The sequence below is a fragment of the Halomonas sp. PAMB 3264 genome (assembly GCF_031954245.1).
Taxonomy (GTDB): Bacteria; Pseudomonadota; Gammaproteobacteria; order Pseudomonadales; family Halomonadaceae; genus Vreelandella.
The window spans coordinates 1443380-1466812 of sequence record NZ_CP134866.1 but is presented as its reverse complement, the minus strand read 5'-3'; the positions used below and the strand labels follow the sequence as shown (position 1 = coordinate 1466812).

General features: G+C 60.2%; 11 protein-coding genes. 5 read left to right on the top strand and 6 right to left on the bottom strand.

Going from position 1 to position 23433, the window contains the following annotated elements; all coding sequences use genetic code 11:
• Positions 1–107 precede the first annotated feature (107 nt).
• The gene (locus tag RN347_RS06465; RefSeq protein WP_311960603.1) at positions 108–617 is read left to right on the top strand and encodes a hypothetical protein; all 510 of its coding nucleotides are present in this window, start codon (positions 108–110) and stop codon (positions 615–617) included.
• Positions 618–671: 54 nt separating this feature from the next.
• Here the strand turns inward: RN347_RS06465 and RN347_RS06460 are convergent, their stop codons facing one another.
• The 4 genes from RN347_RS06460 to RN347_RS06445 all read right to left on the bottom strand — a co-directional run bounded on the left by RN347_RS06460 (position 672) and on the right by RN347_RS06445 (position 17127).
• Entirely contained in the window at positions 672–1850 is a 1179-nt protein-coding gene (locus RN347_RS06460; protein WP_263584438.1) for an HlyD family type I secretion periplasmic adaptor subunit, read from the bottom strand.
• Entirely contained in the window at positions 1840–4146 is a 2307-nt protein-coding gene (locus RN347_RS06455; protein ID WP_311960602.1) for a type I secretion system permease/ATPase, read from the bottom strand. Before RN347_RS06455 ends, RN347_RS06460 begins: the two co-directional genes overlap by 11 nt.
• A complete protein-coding gene (locus RN347_RS06450) occupies positions 4133–5440 on the bottom strand; it encodes a TolC family protein (RefSeq protein ID WP_311960601.1) in 1308 nt (435 codons plus the stop codon). Before RN347_RS06450 ends, RN347_RS06455 begins: the two co-directional genes overlap by 14 nt.
• Before the next feature lie 89 nt (positions 5441–5529).
• The gene (locus RN347_RS06445; protein ID WP_311960600.1) at positions 5530–17127 is read right to left on the bottom strand and encodes an Ig-like domain-containing protein; all 11598 of its coding nucleotides are present in this window, start codon (positions 17125–17127) and stop codon (positions 5530–5532) included.
• A 457-nt stretch (positions 17128–17584) separates the two neighbouring features.
• Between RN347_RS06445 and RN347_RS06440 the strand changes: the two genes are divergently transcribed.
• Positions 17585–18073: a pyridoxamine 5'-phosphate oxidase family protein gene (locus RN347_RS06440; protein ID WP_311960599.1), complete on the top strand. Its 489-nt coding sequence runs from the start codon at positions 17585–17587 to the stop codon at positions 18071–18073.
• A 99-nt stretch (positions 18074–18172) separates the two neighbouring features.
• Here RN347_RS06440 and RN347_RS06435 read toward each other — a convergent pair whose 3' ends face one another.
• Both RN347_RS06435 and RN347_RS06430 read right to left on the bottom strand, forming a co-directional pair.
• Positions 18173–18409: a DUF333 domain-containing protein gene (locus RN347_RS06435; RefSeq protein WP_311960598.1), complete on the bottom strand. Its 237-nt coding sequence runs from the start codon at positions 18407–18409 to the stop codon at positions 18173–18175.
• Positions 18410–18523: 114 nt separating this feature from the next.
• On the bottom strand, positions 18524–18922 hold the full coding sequence (locus RN347_RS06430; RefSeq protein WP_311960597.1) for a lysozyme inhibitor LprI family protein: 399 nt from the start codon (positions 18920–18922) through the stop codon (positions 18524–18526).
• 417 nt (positions 18923–19339) lie between these two features.
• On the opposite strand from RN347_RS06430, the gene RN347_RS06425 reads away from it, so the two are divergent.
• From RN347_RS06425 to RN347_RS06415, 3 genes are all read left to right on the top strand, one after another.
• Complete coding sequence (locus RN347_RS06425; RefSeq protein ID WP_311960596.1) at positions 19340–20656, top strand: tyrosine-type recombinase/integrase; 1317 nt, start codon at positions 19340–19342, stop codon at positions 20654–20656.
• A 512-nt stretch (positions 20657–21168) separates the two neighbouring features.
• Positions 21169–22266 (top strand): GTPase, encoded by a 1098-nt coding sequence (locus tag RN347_RS06420; protein ID WP_311960595.1) that lies wholly within the window; start codon positions 21169–21171, stop codon positions 22264–22266.
• Complete coding sequence (locus RN347_RS06415; RefSeq protein WP_311960594.1) at positions 22259–23401, top strand: GTPase domain-containing protein; 1143 nt, start codon at positions 22259–22261, stop codon at positions 23399–23401. Before RN347_RS06420 ends, RN347_RS06415 begins: the two co-directional genes overlap by 8 nt.
• The last annotated feature ends 32 nt before the right edge of the window (positions 23402–23433 follow it).

The window sequence follows — 23433 nt, the reverse complement described above, 5'->3', positions numbered from 1 at the left end:
CAGGGTGGCAAGAAGTCTTTGAAGACAATCGATGGTCCACCCCATTGTTATGCGCCTGACAGCGTATAACAATGGCGATGTCCACTATCCAAGGAATGCTCGCTGCCATGATGCGTCGCCTATCAACGCTTTTCGTTCTTTGTGCTCTCGTGAACCTGCCCGCTCATGCGGCGTGCCCGCGCGAGCCGCAGGCAATCGATCTACCCGCACAGCCGCTCGACGAAGCGCTCGAGCAGCTGGCCGTGCAAACGGGGTGTACCATCGAAGGCAAGCGCGAGCTTGCTCGGCTGCGCGCTTCGTCGGTGAACGGTGCCTACCGCCCTGAAGAAGCGCTCTGGGCGCTTTTGCAGGGAACGGGCTGGGAGGGCTACACCACCGACGAGGGGCTCGAGGTTTCAAAACGCCAGCAGCGTTGGGTGCTGAAACAAACAGCTGATCTACGTGCACGTATCGAGGAGCACACGGCGCTTGCACCGGATACGCGCCGCGCCTATCTCGAGGAAATCGACGCTGTCGAACGAAGCGCTCAGGCGCTCGCTTTCGAACAGGGATTCATTAGTGCCGCCGAGCAGGCGAGCTACCGCCGCAGCCTGTCAGCGATTCGTGACGCTTTGTAGCGTCTCGACTCCCCGGTTCGATGTCCGGGCGGCCGGCGCCTGGACACGCCGGTATTAATAAAGCCGCGCCTTGATCAGCGGTTTCAAAAGATAGCTCAACACCGAGCGCTTGCCGGTTTGAATGTCGACGTCGGCGCGCATGCCGGTGCGGATCGGCAGCTGCTCGCCGTGGCGGGTCAAGTGCGTTTCATCGGTGACGATCAGTACGTTGTAGAAGGCTTCGTTGCCGCGCGGCGTCTGCTCCTCGATGGTGTCCTCGCTGATCTGCTCCACCTCGCCTTTTAGATCGCCATAAATCGTGTAGTCGTAGGCGGTGATCTTGACGCTGGCCGGCATGCCCGGGGCAATGAAGGCGACATCGCGCGGGCTGATGCGTGCCTCGATCAACAGCCGATCCTCGATCGGCGTGATCTCCATGATCGGCTCGCCGGGCTGAATTACCCCGCCCAGCGTCGTCACCAAAAGGTCGTTGACGCGCCCGCGCACCGGCGAGCGGATCTCGGTGCGCTGGAGCTGGTCGCTTCGCTGGGTGACGACCTGCTCGAGCGTAGCGAGTTCGGCCTTTTTGGCGGCAAGCTCGGTATAAGCTTCCTGCACATAGGTGTTACGAAGCTCCGCCAGCCGCCCCACCAGCCCGGCGATGCTTTGATTGAGCTTGAGTGCCTCCATTTCGCTCACCGAGCGGCGCTGGACCAGCGGCTCGATCAGGGCGAGCTGGCGCCGGGCCAGAGCGACCTCTTCGTTGAGCGAGCGCTGCGCTTCCTCGAGACGCTCGCGCCGCGCCAAAAACAGCGCCCGCTCCGCGCGTGCCAGCTCCCCGTCTTCGTCGAGGGCCTCGGGAAACTCGATACGCTCCTGTTCCAGCACCTCGGCTTCGAGCCTGGCGATCGCCGCTTGCAGCACTTCGATCTGGCTGCGGGTCTCCATGAACGCGCTGCGAAAGCGGGTATCGTCGAGGCGCACCAGAGGTTGGCCGAGCTCCACCCGGTCCCCGCGGCCGACCAACAGCTCGGAGACGATACCGCCTTCCAGGCTTTGAATGGTCTGTAGGCGAGTAAAGGGCACGACCTTGCCTTCACCGCGGGTGACTTCGTCGATCGTCGCCCAGCTGGCCCAGCCGATAAAAGCGGCGATGATCAGTACGCTCAGCCACAGGATGGCATGAGCGCGGCGCGGGGCCAGCGACAGACGCGGGTCGTCGAGCTCGCGCCGCGTGGCTTCACTAGGCGTCATGGCGGCGCACTCCCTGAGGCTTTTGAGCAGTGTTGACCTGGTTGCCGCTGACCACGCTCTCGACCGGCCCATCCATGACAAGGCGCCCTTCACGCAGCACCAGCGCGCGCTCGGTCAAGGTGAGAAGCGCCGATTTGTGGGTGGCGAGAATCAGCGTACGCTTTTCAAGCCAGGCGTTCAGCGTTTGGATGACGTGGCGCTCGCTTGACTGGTCAAACGCCGCCGTAGGTTCGTCGAGCAGCACGATACGCGGGTCCTGAAGCAGCAGCCGCGCCAGCCCCACGGCCTGGCGCTGCCCGCCGGAAAGTGCGCGACTGCCCTGCAGCGGCATATCAAGCCCATGCGGGTGACGACCCACGAAGCTTCCAAGCCCTACCGATGCAAGTGCTTCCATCAGCGTCTCGTCGGTGTGGGCCTGGCCGTCCAGCAGCAAATTTTCGCGCAGCGTGCCGTAAAACAGCGCAATGTCCTGGGGCAGATAGCCGATCGCGCGGCGCTTGTCCGCCGGCTCCAGCTGGCTGATCGCCACGCCGTCGAGCAACATCTGCCCGTCGCTGGCATCGCCAAGCCCGGCCAACAGGCGCAGTAGGGTCGATTTCCCCGAGCCGTTGCCGCCCAGCAACGCGACCCGCTCACCGGCGGCAACCTCCAGACGTTCGATGTTCAGCGCCGGCGGCCCCTCCGGCTGATAGGCCAGCTTGACGCCTTCGAGCTCGAAGTGACCGGCAAGCGCTGATTTGTGAATGAAGCTGCGCCCTTCCGGGCGCTCCACCGGCGCTTTCATCACGTCGTCGAGCCCTTCGAGCGCCACCTTGACGTGCTGCCAGCGGGTCAACAGCCCGGCGACCTGGCTCATGGGCGCCACGGTGCGCGAGGCCAAAAGGGTGCAGGCGATCAGCGCCCCGACGGTCAGCGCCCCGGCGCTGATCTGATAGACCCCCACGATCACCACGCCGATATAGCAAAGCTGCTGTACGAAAGCTGCGGCAAAACCGAGCGTGGCGCCGAGCGAGCGCATGCGCACCCCGGCATCGGCCAAACTGGCTGATAATGAGTCCCACATGCGCAGGTGGCGCCCTTCGGCGCGGGTGGTCTTGACCGTTTCCAGGTTTTCGAGAGTTTCCAACAGCACGCACTGGCGCACCGCGCCCTCCCTAAGGTTCTGACGCGCAAGCGAGGCGAGCCGTGGCTGGGCGATCAGCCCCGGCAACAGCATCAGCACCACCGCGGCCAGCACCACCCAGGCAACCGGCCCGCCGATATAAGCGATCACGCCGATGAATAGCGCCACGAACGGCAGATCGCTAATGGCGCCGATCGTCGAGGAAGTAAAGAACTCGCGCACCGATTCGAACTCGCGCAGCTGGCTGCTGAAGGCGCCGGTGGTGCCGGGCTTGGCCGAGAGGCGAAGCTGCATCACCTGCTCGAACAGCCGGGAAGAGAGTCCCAGATCAAGCCGCTTGCCGGTGGCGTCGATGAGCCGGGCGCGCAACACCCGCAGCAAAAACTCGAAGGCGGCGGCCAGCGCCACCCCGCTTGACAGAATCCAGAGTGTATCGAGGGCGTTATTGGGCACCACGCGGTCGTACACTTGCATGGCGAAAATGGCGGTGGCGATCGCCAGCAGGTTGGCCATCAGCGCGGCCACGCCCACTTCGACGTAGGTTTTCCACTGCCGGCGCACCGGACCTTTCAGCCAGTGCTCGGGGCGCTTACGCGCAAAGCGCCCGGCGCGGTCGTCCGCCCGGTACGTTTGGCGCGCCACCACTGCCACGCCGGCGTAGCGCTTGGCCAGGGTCGATAGCGCCAGCCGCTCCTGGCCGCCGCCGCTTTCCGGCACGAGAATCACGGCCTCGTCCTGCTGACACTCGACCAGCACACACACTGCGTCGTTATCGAGCAGTATCAGCGCCGGCAGCAGGCCATCGCACAGGTGCGATAGCGTAAGCTCCACCACCCGGCCGGTCACGCCGATCCGGTTCAAGGCGCGAGGCACCAGCGCCAGCGGCAAACGCTCGTCGGCGAGCGCAAAACCGTCGGTCAGCTCGATGGCGACGGTTGGCCGGCCGAGCTGCCGGCATAACAGCGCCAGCCCTTCGTTGAACTGTGTTTGACGAGACGGTGCTTGGCGAGGCGGTGCTTGTTGAGAATGCGCCTGGTGAGACGATGCCTGTTGAGACACTGTTTGATGAAGCTGCGTGTGATCGGGCTGCTCGTGATCGAGGTTTTCCCGATCCGGCGCCTTTCGTTGGAGGCGCTCGTCGTTGGCTCTCGAATCGGCGCTAGGGCGCTGCATGACGGGTCCTTAAGAGATGCGCCATCTCGCGTTCGGTGTGGGTCATCATGGGAGACAAAAGGCCGAGCTGAGCCGCGGCGCGGTACTGCAACCGGCGCTGCTCGGTGGCAAGCTCCACCAGCTGCCGCTCGGCCTCGAAGGCGTCGCGCTGCAGGTTCAAAAGCTCGAACACGTCGCGATAGCCCACAGAAAACTGCTCGTCGTAGGCCTCGGCCACGCGCTGAGCGCTGTCGAGCTGGGCTTCGAGCGCCTGGCGGCGCCAGGTCAGCGCCTCGTGGTGCTCGATCAAGGAGGTCACCGTGCGCTCGACATCGCGCCGGGCGACTTCCACACCCCAGCGCGCCGCTTCAAGGCGCTGGTCGGCGGAGGTGGTGCGACGCACGTTGGAGAGCCCCTGAAACGGCTCCATGCGCAGGCGCAGCGCCACCACGATGTCGTCCTCCATGGTGCCGCCGATTTCACGGCGTAGCGCTGACCCTTCCAGGTTGACCCGCGGCATGAGCGCGGCGCGGGCCTCTTCGCTGCCGGCGCGGGCCTCGGCCATGCGCTCCTCGTTTTGGCGAAACTGCGGCGCGCTGACAACGGCGCTGTCCAGCATGGCCGGGGATTCGCTCAAAAGATCAGTCAGCGCCAGCGGCTCGGGCAGCGTGACCTGGTCGGGGCTTTCGCCGACCAGTTGGCGAAACTGGCGCACGGCATCGTTCAAGGCGCCCGCCTCCAGCGCGGCCTGTTCGCGCGCCCGCGCCAGTTCGAGCGCGGCACGCTCGGATTCGCTGCGGTCGGTATAGCCCACCTCGCTTCGCGAACGGGCAAGCTCTGCTACTCGCTCGAGCGCCTCGATATGTCGGGCCACCGCCGCCTGGCGTTCGCGCGCGCCAATGACGTCCAGATATACCTCAACGATATCCAGCGCCGCCTCTTCGGTCACCAGCGCACGCTCCTGTTCGACCTGACGCAGTCCGGCCGAGGCGCCGTCCACCTGAGAGCGCACGCGGCCCCAATCATAAAGCGTTTGGCTGGCGGTCAGGTCGTAGCCGAAATTGCTCGTGGAAAAGCCTTCCGGCCCGGCGGAGAGCCCGACCTGGGGCCAGTAACCGTCGCGGGCGATATCGACGTTCGTGGCGGCCTCACCAATCTCTTGCTCGACTTGGGCCACCTGCGGGTTGATCTCGAGCCCGCGGCGCACGGCCTGCTCCAGGGTCATGCCCGCCGCCGGTAGCGGCGCCAGGCAAAGAAGCCAGCTCACGGCGTACCCCGCGCGCCGGCTTTTGGCGTTCAAGGCTCTGGCGCTCATGACCTGGCGCCGGTGTTCGAAAAAATGCGAAAGCGCCTGATCAACGCACCCCGCTCGACGATATCCTGCACTTACCGCTACGTTGGAAATCAAGTCACCTCCACCACGTTGATGAACTGCTCGATGTATAAAACGGCGTCCTGGGTGACGTATTCGTTGAACACTACGCCGTCGAGAGTTTGAGCGGCGCCGACACGGTTCCAGCCTCCGCCGGCCAGTGTCACCTGATCCTGGCTGTCACCCGTGATCTGTAGCACGTTCGTCTCGTCGGTCAGCTCGAAGAGCGCGTCACGATCCAGTGTGAGTCGGTTGGTCCCGTTACCGCGGCCCAGCGAAATACGCTCGACGTTGCTGATCGTTCCCTGGTTGGGGTCGGTCAGATTCAGATTGATGCCGTCTCCCAGCAAAATCATGTCGAAGCCTTCACCGCCTTTGATGCTTTCGAACTGCGGAGTGCGCAGTATGACGACATCGTCACCGGAACCGAGGTCGATCGTGTCACGACCGCTGGTGCCGGTGACAACGACATCGTTGCCATCCCCCATGGTAAAGGTCTGATCACGATTGCTGCCTTCAACGATGTCTGCACCTTCACCGCCTTCATAAATGGAGTTGGTCACCGGCAAGGAGTTGGTACTTCCAAAAGTGCCTCCCAACACACCCCCCAATTTATTCGTGATAGCGCCTATGGGATCTGCGAAAACCGATTCCGCCGCACCAAAATTGACTATTTCCGTCGTGCTGTGAGTGCCGTTGGCTCTTATAGAGGTGAACCCAACGTTAACCTCCTGGTTGCCTACCAACAGACTAGTAGCATCGTTGAGTAGAGTGCTAAGAACCGTTGTGCCGACAGAGAATGCACCGCTGGTATTAACGTTGATGGTCGTGCTGCGAAGCGAGGTGAAAAGATCATTCTGATAGACATCCAGCCGCACCGATTGGGCTCCCGGGGCGCTCCCCTCGAGATAAGACTTCAACAGTCCGACCAGCGGCGGTGTGCGAATCTGCAGCCCTGTTGGCGCGAGAACGGCATTGGGCACAGCGACCGTCTCGGTGGCATCACCGCCCACCACCGCTCGTAGCAGGCTGCCTGCTTGCGCAGGCTGATTGAGCACCACGCGCCACTCGCCCTGCTCGTTGACCTGGGTGTTGTAGGTAGCCGCCCCCGCCGTGACGACCACCGTCGCCCCGGCTTCGCCGCCGCCGCTGATGATGTAGCCGGCGCTTTGATTGATGGTGGGCACGAAATCCAGCGTCACGCCCTGATTGATCAAAAGCGTGGTGTCGCCAAGCGTCAACGCCTGATAGCTCACCCCGTCGATGACCTCGACATCACCGCGCGCCACCGCGCCGCTGATCGTCACGCGGCTTGCGCCCTCGCCCACGATCTGAAGCGTTTGAGCGTCGCCGGCCAGCGCGCTCGCCGCTTGCGCATCCAGGGTAATAGCACTGCCGGTATCCCCCAGGTTGACTCGTGAGACGTTGCTCATTCGGGCAAAGTCGTCCGGCGTCAGGGTCAAACGGCTATCCAGCAGCAGCGTATTGGTACCCGCGCCACCGTCGATGCGGGTGAACGCGTTCGAGCGCAGGACGATCAGATCATCCCCGCCGCCGGCTTCAACCGACTGATTGGCCCCCACGATCAGCACGTCTGCCTCATCGGTGCCCTTGATAATGCTGTTTTGCACGGGGCCGAAGGTGAGTCCCACCAGCGTACTGCCGTTAAGCGCCACGTCGACCGTGCCGATCTCGCGCTCGAGCACACCGGTCACGCCATCGGCGGAGGTGTAGGTCAGCGCCAGGGTGACGCCGCTTTCATTCAAAAGCGCCGTTACCCCCGCCGCAAGATTGCCGACACCGCTTAAAAGCCCGGAATTTCTTACGAGATCATTAAGCGCCGTTGCCAGATCGAGCGTTAATGCGCCGCTGCTATTGTTGGATACCCCCACCGTTATATCGCCGAGTCGACCGGCGTCGAGCTTCGCGGTCAGCCTGCCGCCTTCGGGCAATACGATGTTGGTCAGCGCGCTGACCACGCCGGGGCTGCCGGTAACGAGATCGGTCACCGGGGCGAGATCCAGAATCGAAATCGGCGTGGGTAGAAGCTCGGCCAGGCTTACCGTGGCCGGTGCAAGGCTCTGGTTACCGCGAGCGTCGGTGGCTATCGCCGTGATCGAGGCGTTTAAAAGCTCGCTCAAATTGAAGTCGAAGCGCGGGTCGGCGAGCAGATCCAGCGAGAAAGCGCCACGTTCGTCGGCGCTTACCGTCACGGTTTGTGTAACGCCGCCCAAACGCACGCTCAATGCGATCGAGGCGCCGGGGTCGGTGGTCCCCACCAGCGCGCCGGCAAACGATTCGATGGCGACCAGCGGACCCAACACGTTGAAGTCACTTAGCGTGACGACATCGCCTTCGTTGCCGGCCGGGTCATACGTGACAAGATCCAGGTTCAGGCTGCGAAGATCGAGCAGCGCGCCAGGGTCGTTTCGAATCAGCTCTTGTAAATCGAGCGCCAGCACGGACAGATCGATTTCGTACTGGCCGCTGGCGTTTTGCACCAAAAGTCCGGGCGTGGCGCGCCCGTCCAGCACGCGCAGCGTCTCCTGGCCGTTGCCGATACGCAGTAAAAGCCCTTCGCCCTGGTTCAAAAGCGTATCAAGCACAATACCGTTGCCCGCGACCTCGACACCCTCTTCGACCGCGCGGCCCGGCGGTACGGTGTCGATGACAAAATCCACGTCTTGCGATATAGCGCTGCCACCGATCTGCACTCGGGCGCTCGCCGGCTGAAACTCATAGGCCTGGCCAACGGCGAGCGGAAACAGCGCGTAGCCTCTGGCCACATCTTGTGCCGTTAGCCGATAGCTCTGGGTAACGATAGCCGCGCCCGCGGTGAGCTCACCGCCCTCACGGGCGATTAGCGTCAGCGTGACCAGGTCGTTTTCCGCCACGGGCAGTCCGCCAAAGCCGACCTCGACCTCGGCGCCCTGGCTCTCGAGCCCGGACTCGACTCCGTTGATCCAGCCGTCCGCCGACGCGTCGATGGTCAGCACCGGCTGGAGGATCTCGATGGATAGCGCCGGACTTTTGCCGCCCGTTCCGGCGTTGCCGGCCAGATCGGTATAGGTGCTGTCAGAGAGCTCGATGGATGCCTGGCTGGCACTGCCATCCGGACGGAAGGTCGCCGTCCAGGTGACGCTGTTGGCACTGGCGGAGAGATTCAAAAGCCGCCCGCCGATGACACTGAAGTCCTCGATGGAAAGCCCGGTGATCGCCTCGCTAAAGGTGAAAATGACCTCGGTGGTTTGCGCCGAGGTGATCGCCTCGCCAGCGGCGAATTGGATCGACTCAAGCGTTGGTGAATCGATATCGACCATGACGTTATCAAGACGCGCCGCAGCGCCTGGGTTGCCCGCCGCGTCGGTGTACGCGCCCTGGGCCAGCACGATGCTCGCAGGCCCGGACGTAGCGCCGGGCGTGAGGTCAGCGGTCCAAACGACGCCATCGGCGCTTTGCAGATTGCCAAGCGTGGCGCCGGTCACTTGAAGATCGCCGAGATCAAAATTCTCCACTGCTTCGCTGAAGGTGATCGTCACCTGCGCGCTGTCGCCGACGCCCAGCAGGGGTTGAGAAATCGCGATGCTGGCCGTAGGCGGGGCGATATCGATCGACACCGTGGCTGGTTCGGAGGCGCCGGGGTTGCCAGCGGCGCTCACCGTGCGTGCGATCATCTCGAAAGAGGTGCCGCCGGCATCACCAGTGGCGATCTCCTGCAGGAAACCGCCGGGCACGACCACGCGCCAGGCGCCTTCTTCTACTCGGCCATCAAACGTGGCACCCGCCAGGCTCAACGCCACCGTTGTTCCGTTGGGTACGCCCTCGGCGGTGCCGGTCACGATCAGCCCAGCCCCCACGGTTTGCCCGTTGAGCACGCCGCCGGCATCGATCGTCACGACCGGAGCGGCCAGGTCGACCGTGAAATCGTAACTATTGCTCACCGTGCCCGTATTTCCGGCGGGGTCGGTGGCGAAAAGGCGAAGCGTGACGCTTGGCGGCTCGGCGCTGGCCAGCAAACTACCCAGCACTTCCACGCTGAACACGCCGCTGGCGTCGACGAACGTACGATACTCGCCGCCATTGACCGAGAGCTCCAGAGCGTCGCCCGGGGTGAATTCGCCTACCACGTTACCGCTTAGCGTGACCAGGCCCTGGGCCGACGCCTGATTGACAATGCCGCTGCCGTTGATCGGGTCGATACGAAACTGGGTCGTGTCTTCGTTCGGAGCGGTGGTATCCAGTACGAAGCCGATGGCGTTGGAAGGCGCCGACGTGTTGCCGGCGTCATCGCTAATGGCGGCGGTCAAGACGTAGCTGCCGTCTCCTCGCGTGCTTGCCACGGGCAGTTCGATCAGCACCGAACCGGTCTGTATATCCTCTGCGGTAATGGGGTAATCAAACGATAGAGTGCCGCTAGCGTCACGCAACGACACAGTCAGAGTATCGCCGACCTGGGTATCCTCGGTGAGCACGATAACGACATCGATAGCATCGTTGCCCGCCTCGATGGTGGCCTTATTGATAAAACCATTGGTCAGCGTCGGAAGCTCCACGAACGGCGCTTCGAGCCCGCTTTCGCCACCGGGGCTCGTCGTATCGATGGTGACCGGACCAAGACCGCCTACCGCACTTTCGTTACCCGCCGCATCGAACTGGCGGGCCAGCACCTGGCCGTCCACGTAGACGCCGTCCGGCAGCACAAAGCTCGCGCCTGTACCGTTGAGCCATGTACTTCCGCCGTTGATGCTGTACTGCCACCTGGCGCCTTCTTCCAGACCCTCGACGCTGACCGCTCCCTCGTTGACCACATCGCCGTCAAGGACGAGCGAGAGCGCGGGCGCGGCCGGTGCCTGGGTATCGATGGTAATGGGTGCAAGCGCTCCTTCCGGGCTTGGGTTGCCCGCCGCATCAAACTGGCGTACTCGTACGTCGTCTTGTGCGTAAACGCCATCCTCCAGCTCGAAGCTTTCGCCCGCTCCCGGCAACCAGTTCTCACCGCCATCGATGCTGTACTCCCAGGTCGCGCCCGCTTCCAGCCCACGCACATTGATCGTGGCATCGCTGGTGATCGATCGGGGGTCGAACGCTTCGAGAGTCGGCGCCTTTGGCGGCGTGGTGTCGATCGTTACCGGGCCAACCAACGCGTTGGGGCTGACATTACCCGCGCCGTCGGTTTGGCGCACCTGCACTACCTCAGCGCCGTAGCTGCCTTCTGGCAGCGTGAATGTATCGCCCGTGCCCGGCTGCCAGGTTTGGCCGTCATCCAAACTGTACTCCCACGTCGCACCTGGCTGAAGATTGCCGACGGTGGCCGTAGCATCGTTGGTCACTGGAGCGCCCTCCAGCGTAACGCTGGGCGCTTCGGGCCGCGTGGTAACGACGGTAAGGGTGCCATCGCCAGCGCCGACGTTGCTCACAGTGCCCGAAGGACTGACGTTGCCGGCGCCATCGGTCTGGCGCACTTCAATGATGCCCTGCGCGTAGCTTCCCGGCGGTAGCACGAAGCGGTCTCCGCTACCCGTTTGCCAATCCGCTCCGCCGTTAAGCGAAATTTCCCAAAAAGCGCCGGGTTCGAGGTCCGCGATCAAAAGCGTGCCGTTGGCGGTCACACCCGGCTGGCTTCCGGTGTCGGTTTCGAGCGCGACGCTGGGCTCAGTAGGCGCCTTCGTGTCCACGGTTACCGGTCCAAGGGCTCGCGTGGCACCGAGCACATTGTCAGCGCTCGTTTGGCGTGCCAGCACCTGGCCTGCAGTGTAAACGCCTTCAGACAGCGTGAAGCTCGTTCCCGAGCCCGTTTCCCAGTTGGCGCCGGCGTCCACGCTGTACTCCCAAACCGCACCCTCGACGATGTTGTCGACGTTGACCGTGCCGTTTTGCGTGATACCGGGAACCCTGCCAGTGTCCTCGGAAAGTGTCAGCAAGAGCGCTGGCGGCGCATCCGGATCACTGGGCAGCTCGATCGTTAGATCGACCGTGACCGGGCCGAACTCACCGCCGCCAATAGCGCTTTCGTTACCCGCCGCATCGAACTGGCGTACCAGCACCTGGCCCTGGGCGTACTTAGCTTCTGGAAGTACGAAGGTGGCACCGCTACCGGGCTGCCAGTTTTCACCGCCATTGAGGCTGTACTCCCAGCGCCCGCCCGATTCCAGCTCGTCTACCCTTACCGTGCCGTCGTCGGTCACCGAACCCGCACTGGCCCCGTTTGCAAGCGCAAGCGTGGGGGTTTCAGGCGGCGTGGTATCGACGGTGACAGCACCGATTCGCGCAGCCGGGCTGGTATTGCCCGCCGTATCGGTCTGGCGCACCAGCACGTCGTTGGGTTTGTAGGCACCTTCGCCCAGCACGAAGCCATCGCCGCTACCCACTAGCCAACTCGCGCCACCATCGAGGCTGTACGACCAGGTAGCGCCCTCTTCCAAACCACTTACCTCGACGGTGCCATCGTTGGTGATGAGGCGATCATCGACCAGCGTTGCGATCGGCGCGGCTGGCAGCGTCAGATCGACCTCCACCTCGCCGAGCACGCCCGGCGCGCTGGTACTACCTACCCGATTGATCTGGCGCACCTGAACCTCGCCTTCAAGATAGCGCCCTTCACCGAGTATGAAGCTGTCGTCCTTGCCTGGCGTCCAGTTAACGCCGCCGTCGAGACTGTACTCCCACCGAGCAAACGCCTCGAGGCCGCCAACGCGTACCACGCCACTGTCGGACAGGGGGGCGCCCACCAGCATGACCTGGGGTGTCGGCGGGATCGATGAGTCGACCGTGATCGCCCCTAACACGCCGTGCTGGCTAACATTGCCTGCGGCGTCCATCTGGCGCAGGTGAATAGTACCGGCGTTGAAATGCCCCTCGGGCAGAATGTAGCGGTCCCCCTCGCCCTGAATCCATTTCATTCCGCCGTCAAGGCTGATCTCCCAGCGGGCTCCGGTTTCCAGGCCGGTAATCTGCAGCGTTCCATCGGCCGTGATGTCGTCGAGAGTGCCGGTATCGTTGAGCAGTGCCGCTCCCGGCGCGGGCGGGGCGGTGGTGTCTACGGTGACCGTTCCAAGCGTCGAGGCCGCGCTGGTCTGACCGCTGGCGTTACTTTGGCGCCCCAGCACCTGCCCGGCGGGGTAGAAGCCTTCAGGCAGCGTAAAGGTATCGCCACTGCCCGGAAACCAGCTCGCGCCGCCGTTCAGGCTGTACTGCCACGTGCCGCCGTCGACCAGCCCAAGCACCTGTACCTGGCCGTTGCTGGTAATACCGTCCACCTCGCCGGTATCGGCGATTAGCGTCAGCGTCGGCACCGCAGGCGCGTCCGGATCAGGGGAAGGTTCAAGCGTTAAATCCACCGTGACCGGCGCAAGACTTGCGGCCTGGCTTGGAGTACCGGTGACGCTTAGCTGACGCACCTGAACCTGGCCTTCGGTGTAAACCCCCTTGCCCAGCACGAAGGACTCTCCGCCGCCGGGTTGCCAGTTGACACCGCCATCGAAGCTGACTTCCCAACGCGCGTTGGGCGAGAGATTACCCACCAAAACGGTGCCGTCCACGATGACGCCTTCGGCGTTCGGGGTTTCGACAAGCGTGAGCGTGGGGGTGGGAGGAATCGCTGTATCCACGATCAGCGCACCCAGCGCTGCCGGGTCGCCTACGTTGCCTGCCGCATCGATCTGGCGCACCTGCACCTGCTCGGCGCTATATTCGCCCGGCTCGAGCGTGAAAGCGCCGCCTTCACCCTCCTCCCAACGTGTCCCGCCATCGAAGCTAACCTCCCAGCGCGCTCCGGGCTCGAGATCAGTGACCGTGACCTCGCCGTCGCTGGTAATCGAGGAATCACCCGAGAGCGTCAGCGTTGGCGTCGAGGGGGGCGTCAGATCGATCTCGAGGGCATCGAGTTTTGCCGGCGAACCGATATTACCCGCGCCATCGATCTGGCGTACCTGAATCTGCTCCGCGACGTAACGACCCTCGGGGATCTCGAAGCGACCGTTTTCACCGCTTTGCCAGGTAACCCCACCGTTCAGCGAGTATTCCCACGTAGCGTTCGGGGCCAGTCCACCGACCGTTGCAACTGGGTTGTTGGTCAGCGCCCCGCCCACGCTAACGGTGGGAGCTTCCAGTAGCGCCGTGACAATCGTAACGGCGCCCAGTTCGACGCTTTCACTGACATTCCCGGCGGGGTCGGTTTGACGTACGCGTACGGCCCCCAAGCCATATTCCCCTTCGGGCAGAATGAATCGGTCCCCCGCGCCGTTTTGCCAGCTAGCGCCGCCGTCGACCGAGTATTCCCATGTGGCCGTCTCTTCGATATCCAGAACGCGTACCGTACCGTCTGAGGTGATGCCGTCGATCTCGCCGGTATCGTTGTCGAGCAGCGCCCGGGGTGGAACCGGCGCGATCGTATCGATGGTCACGGCGCCTAATGAAAAAACGGGGCTGATGATCCCTTCCTGATTCGTTTGGCGCACCGCAACCATCCCCTCCGCGTAAACCCCTTCTGCCAGAATGAAGGTTTGCTCACCGCCGGGCTGCCAACTTGCGCCACCATTCAGAGTGATTTCCCAGGTCGCGTTCGCCGCCAGGTTATCGATACGCAGCGTGCCATCACGGGTAATGCCATCGACCGCACCGGTATCGTTGACCAGCGTCAGCGTTGGCGCCTCTGGCGCCCCCGGTAAGGGCGGCTGAGATAGCTCGACGGTCAACGGTCCTAATGGTGTCGAGTCGCTAGTATTGCCAGCGCGATCGATCTGACGCGCCAGGATTTGCTCTTGAGCATAGCTACCCGCCGGTACCACGAAGCGGTCGCCGCTACCATCACGCCAACTTTGGCCGCCATCAAGGCTGTACTGCCACCGCGCCTGGGGTTCGAGACCGCCGAGCAGCACGGTACCGTCGAGCGTCACGCCATCGAGCTCGCCGGTGTCGTTGGCCAGTGTCAAAAGCGGCGCCAAAGGCGGCGTGGTATCCACGATCATCGCACCCGGGCTTGCCTCGGCGCCCAGGTTACCGGCGGCGTCGGTTTGGCGTACCCGTATCTGATCAAAGGCGTACTCGCCTTCGTTCAGAGTAAAACGTGTGCCCACACCCAGCGTCCAGGAGGCGCCGCCGTTGAGGGTGTACGCCCAGGTGGCACCCTCTTCGATGCCGGCGACCTCCACGAAAGCCACGTTGGTAATGGCGCCACCGGGCAGCGTCAGCGTTGGCGCCAGGGGCGGGGTCGTGTCGATGGTTACCGCACGAAGCGGCGCTTCACCGCTTTGATTGCCGGCGCCGTCGGTTTGGCGAACCAGTACCTGGCCGAGCTCAAAATATCCGTCGGGCAGCACGAACTGCGCTCCGCTACCCGTCGTCCAATTCAAGCCGCTGTCCAGGCTGTACTCCCAAAACGCGCCGGCCTCGAGCCCCCCCACCGTGACCGTGGGGTTATTGATGATGGCGTTCGAACGAGCCAGCGACAGCGTCGGTATCGTGGGGGCGCTCAGGTCGACCACGATCGATAGCGTTGCCGATTCGCTCGTGTTACCGGCCCGATCGATCGAGCGCACCTGAAAAAGAGTCGAGGTGTAATCACCCTCGGCCAGAATCAGCCGATCACCGCTGCCCGTCTGCCAGCGTTGACCGCCATCGAAGCTCACCTGCCAGACGGCATCGGCGGCTATATTGCCGATCAGCACCGTACCGTCGGCCGTTATCCCATCACGGCTTCCGGTATCGTTGGCCAAAGATAGTGTCGGTTGATCCGGGGCGGTGACGTCGACGATCACCCGGCCCATCGTGCCCACCGCGCCCAGCTCGCCATCGGCGGTCGTTTGACGCACCTGCACTTGCCCAGCAGCGTAATCATTTTCAGGCAGAACGAAGCGCTCGCCGATTCCTTGTTGCCACGTCACCCCGCCATTCAAGCTGAACTCCCAGCTCGCCCCTGCAAGGAGACCGTCGACCTGGATCGTCCCATCGAACGTAATGCCGTCGAGTTCTGCCGTGTCGTTGACAAGCGTGAGAAGTGGCGCCAGGTCGGGATTGCCCGGCGACTCGGGCTCGCTACCCACCACGCTCAGCGCGTTCAGGGCTTCTAACTCGCCGACATTACCGGCCCGGTCAATCTGACGGACCTGCACTTGATCCGCCGAATAGGAGCCTTCTGCGAGGATAAAAAAGCGGCCTATCCCCGACTGCCATGTACGCCCGCTATCCAGACTGAATTGCCAGGACGCGTTCTCCTCGAGGTTTCCCACCGTGATGGTGCCATCGGTCGTCTCCCCGGTGACGATATTTCCGGCAATCGATAGGGTGGGTTTTTCCGGCGGAGTCTGATCCACGATGACCGCGCCCAGGTTGCCCTCGGCACTGACGTTTCGCGCTAGATCGATTTGGCGAACCAGCACCTGACGCGTGGCATAGGTACCCTCATCCAGCGAGAAAGAGGCGCTATCGCCTCCCTGCTGCCAGGTAGCACCGCCGTTGATGCTGTACCACCAGGTCGCGCCTGTTTCGATATCGCCCACGGTAATGTTGCCGTCGCTCGTGACACCAGCGACGACGCCGGTGTTATTGGCGAGTATCGCACCAGGCGCCGACGGTGGCGTCATATCGACCACAACAGCCGCCATTTGGCCCGCGGGGCCGGTTATCCCCTCGGGGCTGGTTTGGCGTGCCAGTACCTGACCGGCGGCGTATTCGCCTTCGGGCAGGACCAAACGCGTGCCCTGGCCGGTGAGCCATGTCGTGCCGCCATCCAGAGAGTAGGACCAGCGAGCGCCCGCTTGCACGTTACTGATCCGAAGGCTGCCGTCGCTGGTCGTCATGGCCCCTTCGCTGGTGTCATTAACGAGAAACAACCGCAGCGCCAGCGGTACCGCCGGCACGCCGGGATTGATGGGTGGCTCTGGCTGGGGCGCCGGTTCGGGCGCAGGGTTCGGCTCTGGCTCTGGCTCTGGCTCTGGCTCTGGCTCTGGCTCTGGCTCTGGAACAGGTTCTGGCGTCGGTTGTGGCTCGGGTACGGGCGCAGGATCTGGCTCAGGCGCAGGGGTGGGCCCTGGCGTCGGACCGGGCTCGGGCGTGGGTTGTGGCTCTGGCTCCGGTTGAGGATCCTCGTCATTACCCGGTAGGGTCGGCTCTTCCGGGGCACCGGGGATCGCAGGCTCGTCGATATCGCTGCCTGCTCCAGAATCCGAGGACGATGACAGCGCTGAACTGGCGGCTAAACCGGTCGCGCCCAAACCAATGCCGCCGGCCGCGGTAGTAACGGCGCTATTACCTGTAAAGAATGCAAAACCTTCACGCGCCGTTTCGAAGCCCGAGTACTCCCCCGCCGGATACTGCGGAGCGAAGGATACCTCGCCATTGGACAGCACCGTTTTGTCGATCGGCAGGAACTGATCTTCTTCGCCGGTAAGATAGAGCTTGCTTGACACATCTTCGGCCAGGCTCGAATAGAAATCGGCAATGCGCAGAGTTTCTCCGTTGGTCAACTCGATGACAAGATCGTTGCCGCTTCGCACCATGGAAGCAACTTCATCCGGCGATACCTGCAAAAGTACGCGGCTGGGCTCAGACAACGCCATATCGTTGGCAAACTCGAACGCTTGCGAAGCCTGTACATTGCCATCCAATGGAGAAACTTTTGCTAAAAAGGGCATGGAACCCACCTTTTATTTTAAGCCAAACGGCTTGTAGTAAATCGGCACGAATCCTTGTAGTGATTAACCACCGGCCTGAATGCATCCAACAAACCTGCCTTGTATACAAAGCCCGATAATCAAACGCGCTCGAGCACGTTGCTTTACTGCTCTACTTATTAGAGAAACGCGATTTAAATGAGTAGCTGCCTATTTATTATGACTAGCGTAATGTTTTTGACCTTATTTTCATCACACTATTAGAGGCAATTTATAGCGTCAATTTAAGAGCTGATAGAAACAAAATTATGTTTAATAAGCTTTCTGAATATTTCGAACGATGGCTTTATGTGTATGAATGTAACCCGGTTAACCTCTTTTAAGAGGACGACCGTGCACGACTCTTCTACACTCATTGGAAGCGAAGCGTGATATGACCTTCGCTGGATCGAGAGCCATTCATAAGGAGTATGAAGCGATGTCGAGCCCCGAGCACAAGCAAAAAATCTGGTCAATGATCAAGGATATCAAAGTGGGTATGCTGGTCACTATCGACCACGATATGCCACGCGCACGGCCCATGCACCTGGTACAGGAAGAGTACGATGGCACCCTATGGTTCTTCACGCGGCGCAGTGCTGAAAAGGTTTTCGAGGCGGAAAAGGATCACGACGTCTGCTTGAGCTTTTCCGACCAGGAGCACGGCACCTACGTATCCCTGTCCGGTACGGCCACTCTGTCCGATGACCGCGACCTGATGGCCAAGTACTGGAGCCCCTTCATCGCCGCCTGGTTCCCGGAAGGCAAGGACGACCCGGATGTAGCGTTACTCGAAATCAAGATTCACATGGGCGAGCACTGGAAGGCCAACGAAAGTAAGGTGTATCAGCTTTACGAAATCGCCAAGGCCAACATCAAAAAGAATGAAACGCCGGATATGGGCGAGAATGAGAAGTTCGGCCAATAAGCGGACATTCACTTCGCGCTGATACCTGTTTTTTACGACCTTTCTTCAAAACGACAACGCCAGCGAATGCTGGCGTTGTCGTTTATACACGTAATTCGATTAATCGATGGTCAACCCTTCGGCGCGGTAAAGCCGGTTCACCTCGATCACCCGCCCTTCCATCAAGTGGCAGTACTGGCGCATAGTGTAGCTTTCCTGGCGGGTTTCCACTTCCCCGCCCTCGCGTTCGCAGAAATCAACGGCAAGCTGCTGGGCCTGATCCTGCCCGCTTGAGTTCTGGGTCGCACAGCCACCCATGAGTGCCAACAGTACCAGTATCAATCCATAGCGAATCATTCCCATCTCCTTTCAGTGCTCAGCCGTAACCGGGGTGGGCCAAACGCCCTATCCAAGCCTGCGCCTCACTATAGCCGCTACTGCCAAGCGTCACGAAACTCGAGCCCGGCACGACTAGTGCGCCACCATGTTCTCAAGCTCCGTGGCGCGCTCGGCGGTTTCGCTCAAAAAGCAGTCGTTGCTTATTAAACGCGCCATCGTGCCCTCCCCCGTGGCGTAGAAGCCACAGTTGGCATCCCGGTACGAAATCCAAAGGCGCTGAGCATCCCGAAGAGCTATTTGCCGAGCCTCGGGTAGTTCACGACGAATAGCACGGTAGGCATCGTTAAGGCGCTTGTCCTGCACGTCGACTTCATCGCTTATGCATTCGACCATCGATTGTGTCACGCTACCGGCCGCCTCCATGCAATCAGTGTACTCACGGGTGTAGCCTTCGGTACTCTCCTGCGCCAAGGCGATGCATGGCAGGCATGAGAGAAGCAGTAACAAGCTTGTTCCGAGACGTTTTTTCATGGGCGCTCCTGATGTGTTTTCATGCCTGGCTGGGTAGCCGCCATTGACGGCGTGAGCGCTTTAACCATAGCAGCCGGAGCGCAGGTTGCCGGCGATCCCGCACTGAAACACAAACACTGTAGAAACGATTTTAAAAGTGAATGCAGGCAATGAGCGTTCGAGGCGCTATTGGCAGGCGAGACTTTGCGGTATGAATGGCGCCCCTGGCAGGAGTCGAACCTGCGACCTGCCGCTTAGGAGCAGGATTTTAGTTAGTTTCATACATTGTTAAGCATTCCTTTAAGTACCCATTAATTCAACAAAATCATAAATTTAAAACTAAATATCGTCTTATGGTGTCTCATGCTTTCCACCGCTATACTGCCACAGCTGTGGGGGCGCCTGTGGGGGCGGAAAACCATCATTTAAGGAGACACGATGCTGAGCACTGAAAAACAAGTTATTGCCTTCAAGCCCTCGGTTGGCAAGGAAAAAATAAGGGAAGGCGTTACTAATCGTGGCGTAGGTGGACTGGCTTTAGAGGCACGTAATGACCGAATATCTAAGGCGTGGATTTATCGCTACCGCATCAATGGGAAGCAATTTGAGCTGCAACTAGGCACTTACCCAGCTATGACATTAGCAGAGGCCCGCCAGGCACATCGAGAAGCTGTAAAGGTCGTGGAAAAAGGCTTAGATCCAAGAAAACAGCGTGCTTCTGAAAAGGCCAACAATCTGGCTGCATGGACAATGCAGGATGCTTTTGAGCGCTGGATAGAAACCTACCAACAAACACCTGGGCGAAATAAACAGCTCCCCACTACTAAGACGGTATCTCAGCAGCAAGGACGTTGGCGACGCCATCTAGCCCCGCAGCTCGCTGATTTTTATGTGCGTGATGTCACCCGACGTTTGATTATCGAAGTGTTAGAACAAGCGTCCAAAAAGGCCAAAGTTGAAGCCCGTCATAGCCTCAACTTATTACGTCAACTTTTACGCTACTGCCAAAAGCGTGAGCAAATCGACGTGAATCCAACGGATGGTGTAACGCCATCGGATATTGCTGCGTCTGCGTCTGCTCCACGTCAACGCCACCTCTCTCTGCCTGAACTACGTCAACTGTGGCAAGCGATAGATGACACCCGTGCCGATAACGAAGGCAAAGCTACAACCGCGGTGCTGAGTATTCCCGTAGCCAATGCGCTAAAGCTGCTGATCCTGACAGGCTGCCGCCGTAGTGAAGTGGCATTTATGCGCTGGGATGAAATCAAGAAAACAGAATGGACAATACCCGCTGAACGCACTAAATCACGCCGCCAACATAAGGTTCACCTTAGCCAGTTGTCGCTTGAACTGCTGGCAGAACAGCGCCAGCTAGCAGCAGGTGAATTCGTTTTTGCATCAACTCAAGGCACTGGTAAGCCAATTCACCCGGATAGCTTGAGCACCACCATCGCGCGCTTACAAGGCCGTGCCAGAAAAGAGCACGATGACAGCGCGCCTCTTTATTATCTTGAGCACTTCACCACTCACGATCTAAGGCGTTCCTTTGCCACTCAAGCCACTGAACTACTCATGGCAGATCCACTTTTGGTGGAAATGATGCTTGCCCACGCTCCACCGAAGCTAATAGGAACCTATAACCGTGCTGCTCGCTGGAAGTCACAAGTAGACGTATGGCGGCGCTGGGGAGAAGTCGTAGCTCAAAGTGTCGCATACGAGCAATACTCTAATGTTATAAGCATAAAACGCTGAGTTTCCGCCTAGCTATGCAGCGACCCACTCACCCCCAACATCATGAGACTGATCCAGACCAATAAGCTGAATAACCATTAACCGCACGCCTATTTGAAAGACGTGCGGGCTAACCTACCAACACAGAAGATAAGTCGGATCCACGAGATTTTGCCCAGCACTGGCAGCCGAGCGCCTGCTCACTTGCGAAGAGCCATGCTAGCACCTTACGCACGTCTTGAAGGAAAAAATCTACCGCTACGACATAAGTCGTCGCAACACTCGGCTAAAGTTACTTTACCATCTGCCGATATTTCAACCATGTAGTGCCAAGCCAATACGGTGCTTTCGCTTTATTTTTTTACTAAAGGGGAAACTGTACAAAAGTACAAGGCTCACCGATATATATGTCTGTACTGCAGACGCTATGCGATAACCTCGCAATAGGCGGCTGAGGCCGAAGCAACGTCCGTTGTCTTCTTACTCCACCGAACAATTTGAGCAATCATTACGAAAATCTATAGGGGATCCTAGTGGAAAAGCGCGACGAGTATGATTTTGGTGGCCAATTCTCTGAAGAATTCAACAAGTTACGCCGAGATATAAAGCGGCCGAATATCCTTGTGATGGGGGCTACCGGTGCCGGCAAGAGTTCGGTTGTGAATCTGGTCTTCGGTCAGGAACTGGCGGCGGTCGGTGCCGGCAAGCCCGTCACCGAGGGCGTTCTCGCCTACGAGAATCAGTTGGTCCGTATTTATGATAGCGAAGGCTATGAGTCCGGCCAGCAACAGCAGGAACGCTTCAAGTCACACGTCCTTAATTTCATCAAAGAGAAGGAAAGCGACCTCACGGCTCGTGTGCATTTAGTTTGGTACTGCATTAGTCAGGCCAACCACCGTGTGTTCGACATAGACCTTGAGACTGTCCGCGCCGTTGCCGCAATGCAAGTGCCTCTCGCCGTGGTAATGACGCAGGCTGACCAGGTGTCAGAGTCCGATAGTGCGCAGATGTTGGCCACCGTGAGAGACAACTGCCCGGGCGTCACCATTTTCGAAATCTCTACCAATCCTGACGTCGGTTTAACCGTTGATCCACTGATTCAGTGGGCGCATGACAACTTGTCTGAAGCATTGCGGATCGGTTTTATCTCTGCAAGTAAAAAAGCGATTAAGCTGAAGCGTAGAGAGTCGCACAAAATCGTAGCGCAGCATTCTGCAACTGCTGCAGCTATGGGGGCGAGCCCAATCCCATTCTCTGACGCGCCTTTGCTCGTTGGCAATCAAATGGCGATGCTGGCGCGACTTGCATCTATCTGGGATTTGCCAGGGTTGCAAACGGTAGCCGGCGGTGGCGCATTCGGCATGCTGGTGAGTCAGCTTGGACGGACGCTTGCCGGCAATCTAGCCAAGGCCATCCCCGGTGTGGGTAGCTGGGTCGGTGGTGCAATGAATGCATCGGTTGCCTCAGCTCTTACTGGTGCGATCGGCTATGCCATTACGGAAATATGCGAGCAGGTCGTCACCGACGAGCTCAAAGGTGGACGCATGAAGGAGCTGTCGGAATATTTCAACACTGAGATCATGGCCGAGATGGTAAAACAGGCCATGCGGCGCGGGGTTGCAAATGCTTAAAGTCAACGTGCTAATTCTCGGGAAATCTGGCTGCGGAAAGTCCTCGCTCCTCAACTACCTATGGGGAGCCAAGGTTGCAGAGGTCGGGACTGGGCGTCCAGTAACGCCCGAGTCCAATGGGGTAAGCCAGGGCATCTACCGCCATCCTCCGGTGACGCTGGACGGTTTGCAGCTGATAATCCACGATAGTTGGGGCATGGAGGCTAACAAGGCTGAAAAGTGGGTAGCGCTGATTAAGCAAGAGTCTCGAAAGTGCGACGCTTCGCACAGTATCAGTGACTGGATCCACACAGTCGTTTATTGCATCAGCGCTAAGGGTGCCCGGATTGAGGATTTCGAGCTCGATAAGATCATTGCCCCCCTGATTTCCGAGGGCAACCGCATACTGTTCGTGCTGACCAAAGCCGATATCGCGTCCGAACCGGAGAAGCAGGCGCTGCGTGAGGTCCTGACCCGCCAAGTTCCCTGCAACAGCGGAATCATTGAAATAAGCAGCCTTAGTCAGGTTCTGCGCAGCGGTCAGCGCACAGAAGCATTCGGCCGAGAGGAAATGCTGGAGGCGATTCTGGCCAATCTTCGTCAGAACTTAATTGAGAAGATACCAGCACAACTCTTGCTGCGTGCCCGAGAAGGTTCGGCTGCCTTGCGGCGAGACGCACTCGCGCACTATGACAATGAGGCGGGAATTACCCGCATGTACGCCAGCGTACTGAGTGAAGTGGGCTCGATTGTGCAGGAAGGTTCCCGCTGCCTGGGAACAGATATTCGTCAGTGGATAACCCAGGCGCTTAGAGATGCGACGGTAATCTATTGTTTAGTCGGCGAGCAGCTCGGCCCGGAAAGCGTCGGCGCTGGACGTGATACGTCCCTCAATGGCAAAGCCTTTTTGGATACAAGCAGCATCACCTGGGATACCTCCGACCACTTCGCAAATTCAATTATGCATTTATTGCCGGGCATTAACATTTTATTAATGTTCGTCAAAAAAGACCTGCACCGTGATACGTTAATCGAGAAGCTGGATGCTGGTATAAAACGTTTTGAAGAAGATGCAGAAACAGCTGCCCGTCAGATCCGTACAAGGCTAGACAAAGTGCTCGCACTTCCGGCACCGCTTAGCGAGACGATGCAGTAGAACTTGCGACAAGCAGTTGTAACTGGGTGCAC

Excerpts from the sequence above, each read along its gene's own strand:
- RN347_RS06465 (WP_311960603.1), top strand. The coding sequence starts at position 108 with ATGATGCGTCGCCTATCAACGCTTTTCGTTCTTTGTGCTCTCGTGAAC.
- RN347_RS06460 (WP_263584438.1), bottom strand. The coding sequence starts at position 1,850 with ATGACGCCTAGTGAAGCCACGCGGCGCGAGCTCGACGACCCGCGTCTG.
- RN347_RS06455 (WP_311960602.1), bottom strand. The coding sequence starts at position 4,146 with ATGCAGCGCCCTAGCGCCGATTCGAGAGCCAACGACGAGCGCCTCCAA.
- RN347_RS06450 (WP_311960601.1), bottom strand. The coding sequence starts at position 5,440 with ATGAGCGCCAGAGCCTTGAACGCCAAAAGCCGGCGCGCGGGGTACGCC.
- RN347_RS06445 (WP_311960600.1), bottom strand. The coding sequence starts at position 17,127 with ATGCCCTTTTTAGCAAAAGTTTCTCCATTGGATGGCAATGTACAGGCT.
- RN347_RS06440 (WP_311960599.1), top strand. The coding sequence starts at position 17,585 with ATGTCGAGCCCCGAGCACAAGCAAAAAATCTGGTCAATGATCAAGGAT.
- RN347_RS06435 (WP_311960598.1), bottom strand. The coding sequence starts at position 18,409 with ATGATTCGCTATGGATTGATACTGGTACTGTTGGCACTCATGGGTGGC.
- RN347_RS06430 (WP_311960597.1), bottom strand. The coding sequence starts at position 18,922 with ATGAAAAAACGTCTCGGAACAAGCTTGTTACTGCTTCTCTCATGCCTG.
- RN347_RS06425 (WP_311960596.1), top strand. The coding sequence starts at position 19,340 with ATGCTGAGCACTGAAAAACAAGTTATTGCCTTCAAGCCCTCGGTTGGC.
- RN347_RS06415 (WP_311960594.1), top strand. The coding sequence starts at position 22,259 with ATGCTTAAAGTCAACGTGCTAATTCTCGGGAAATCTGGCTGCGGAAAG.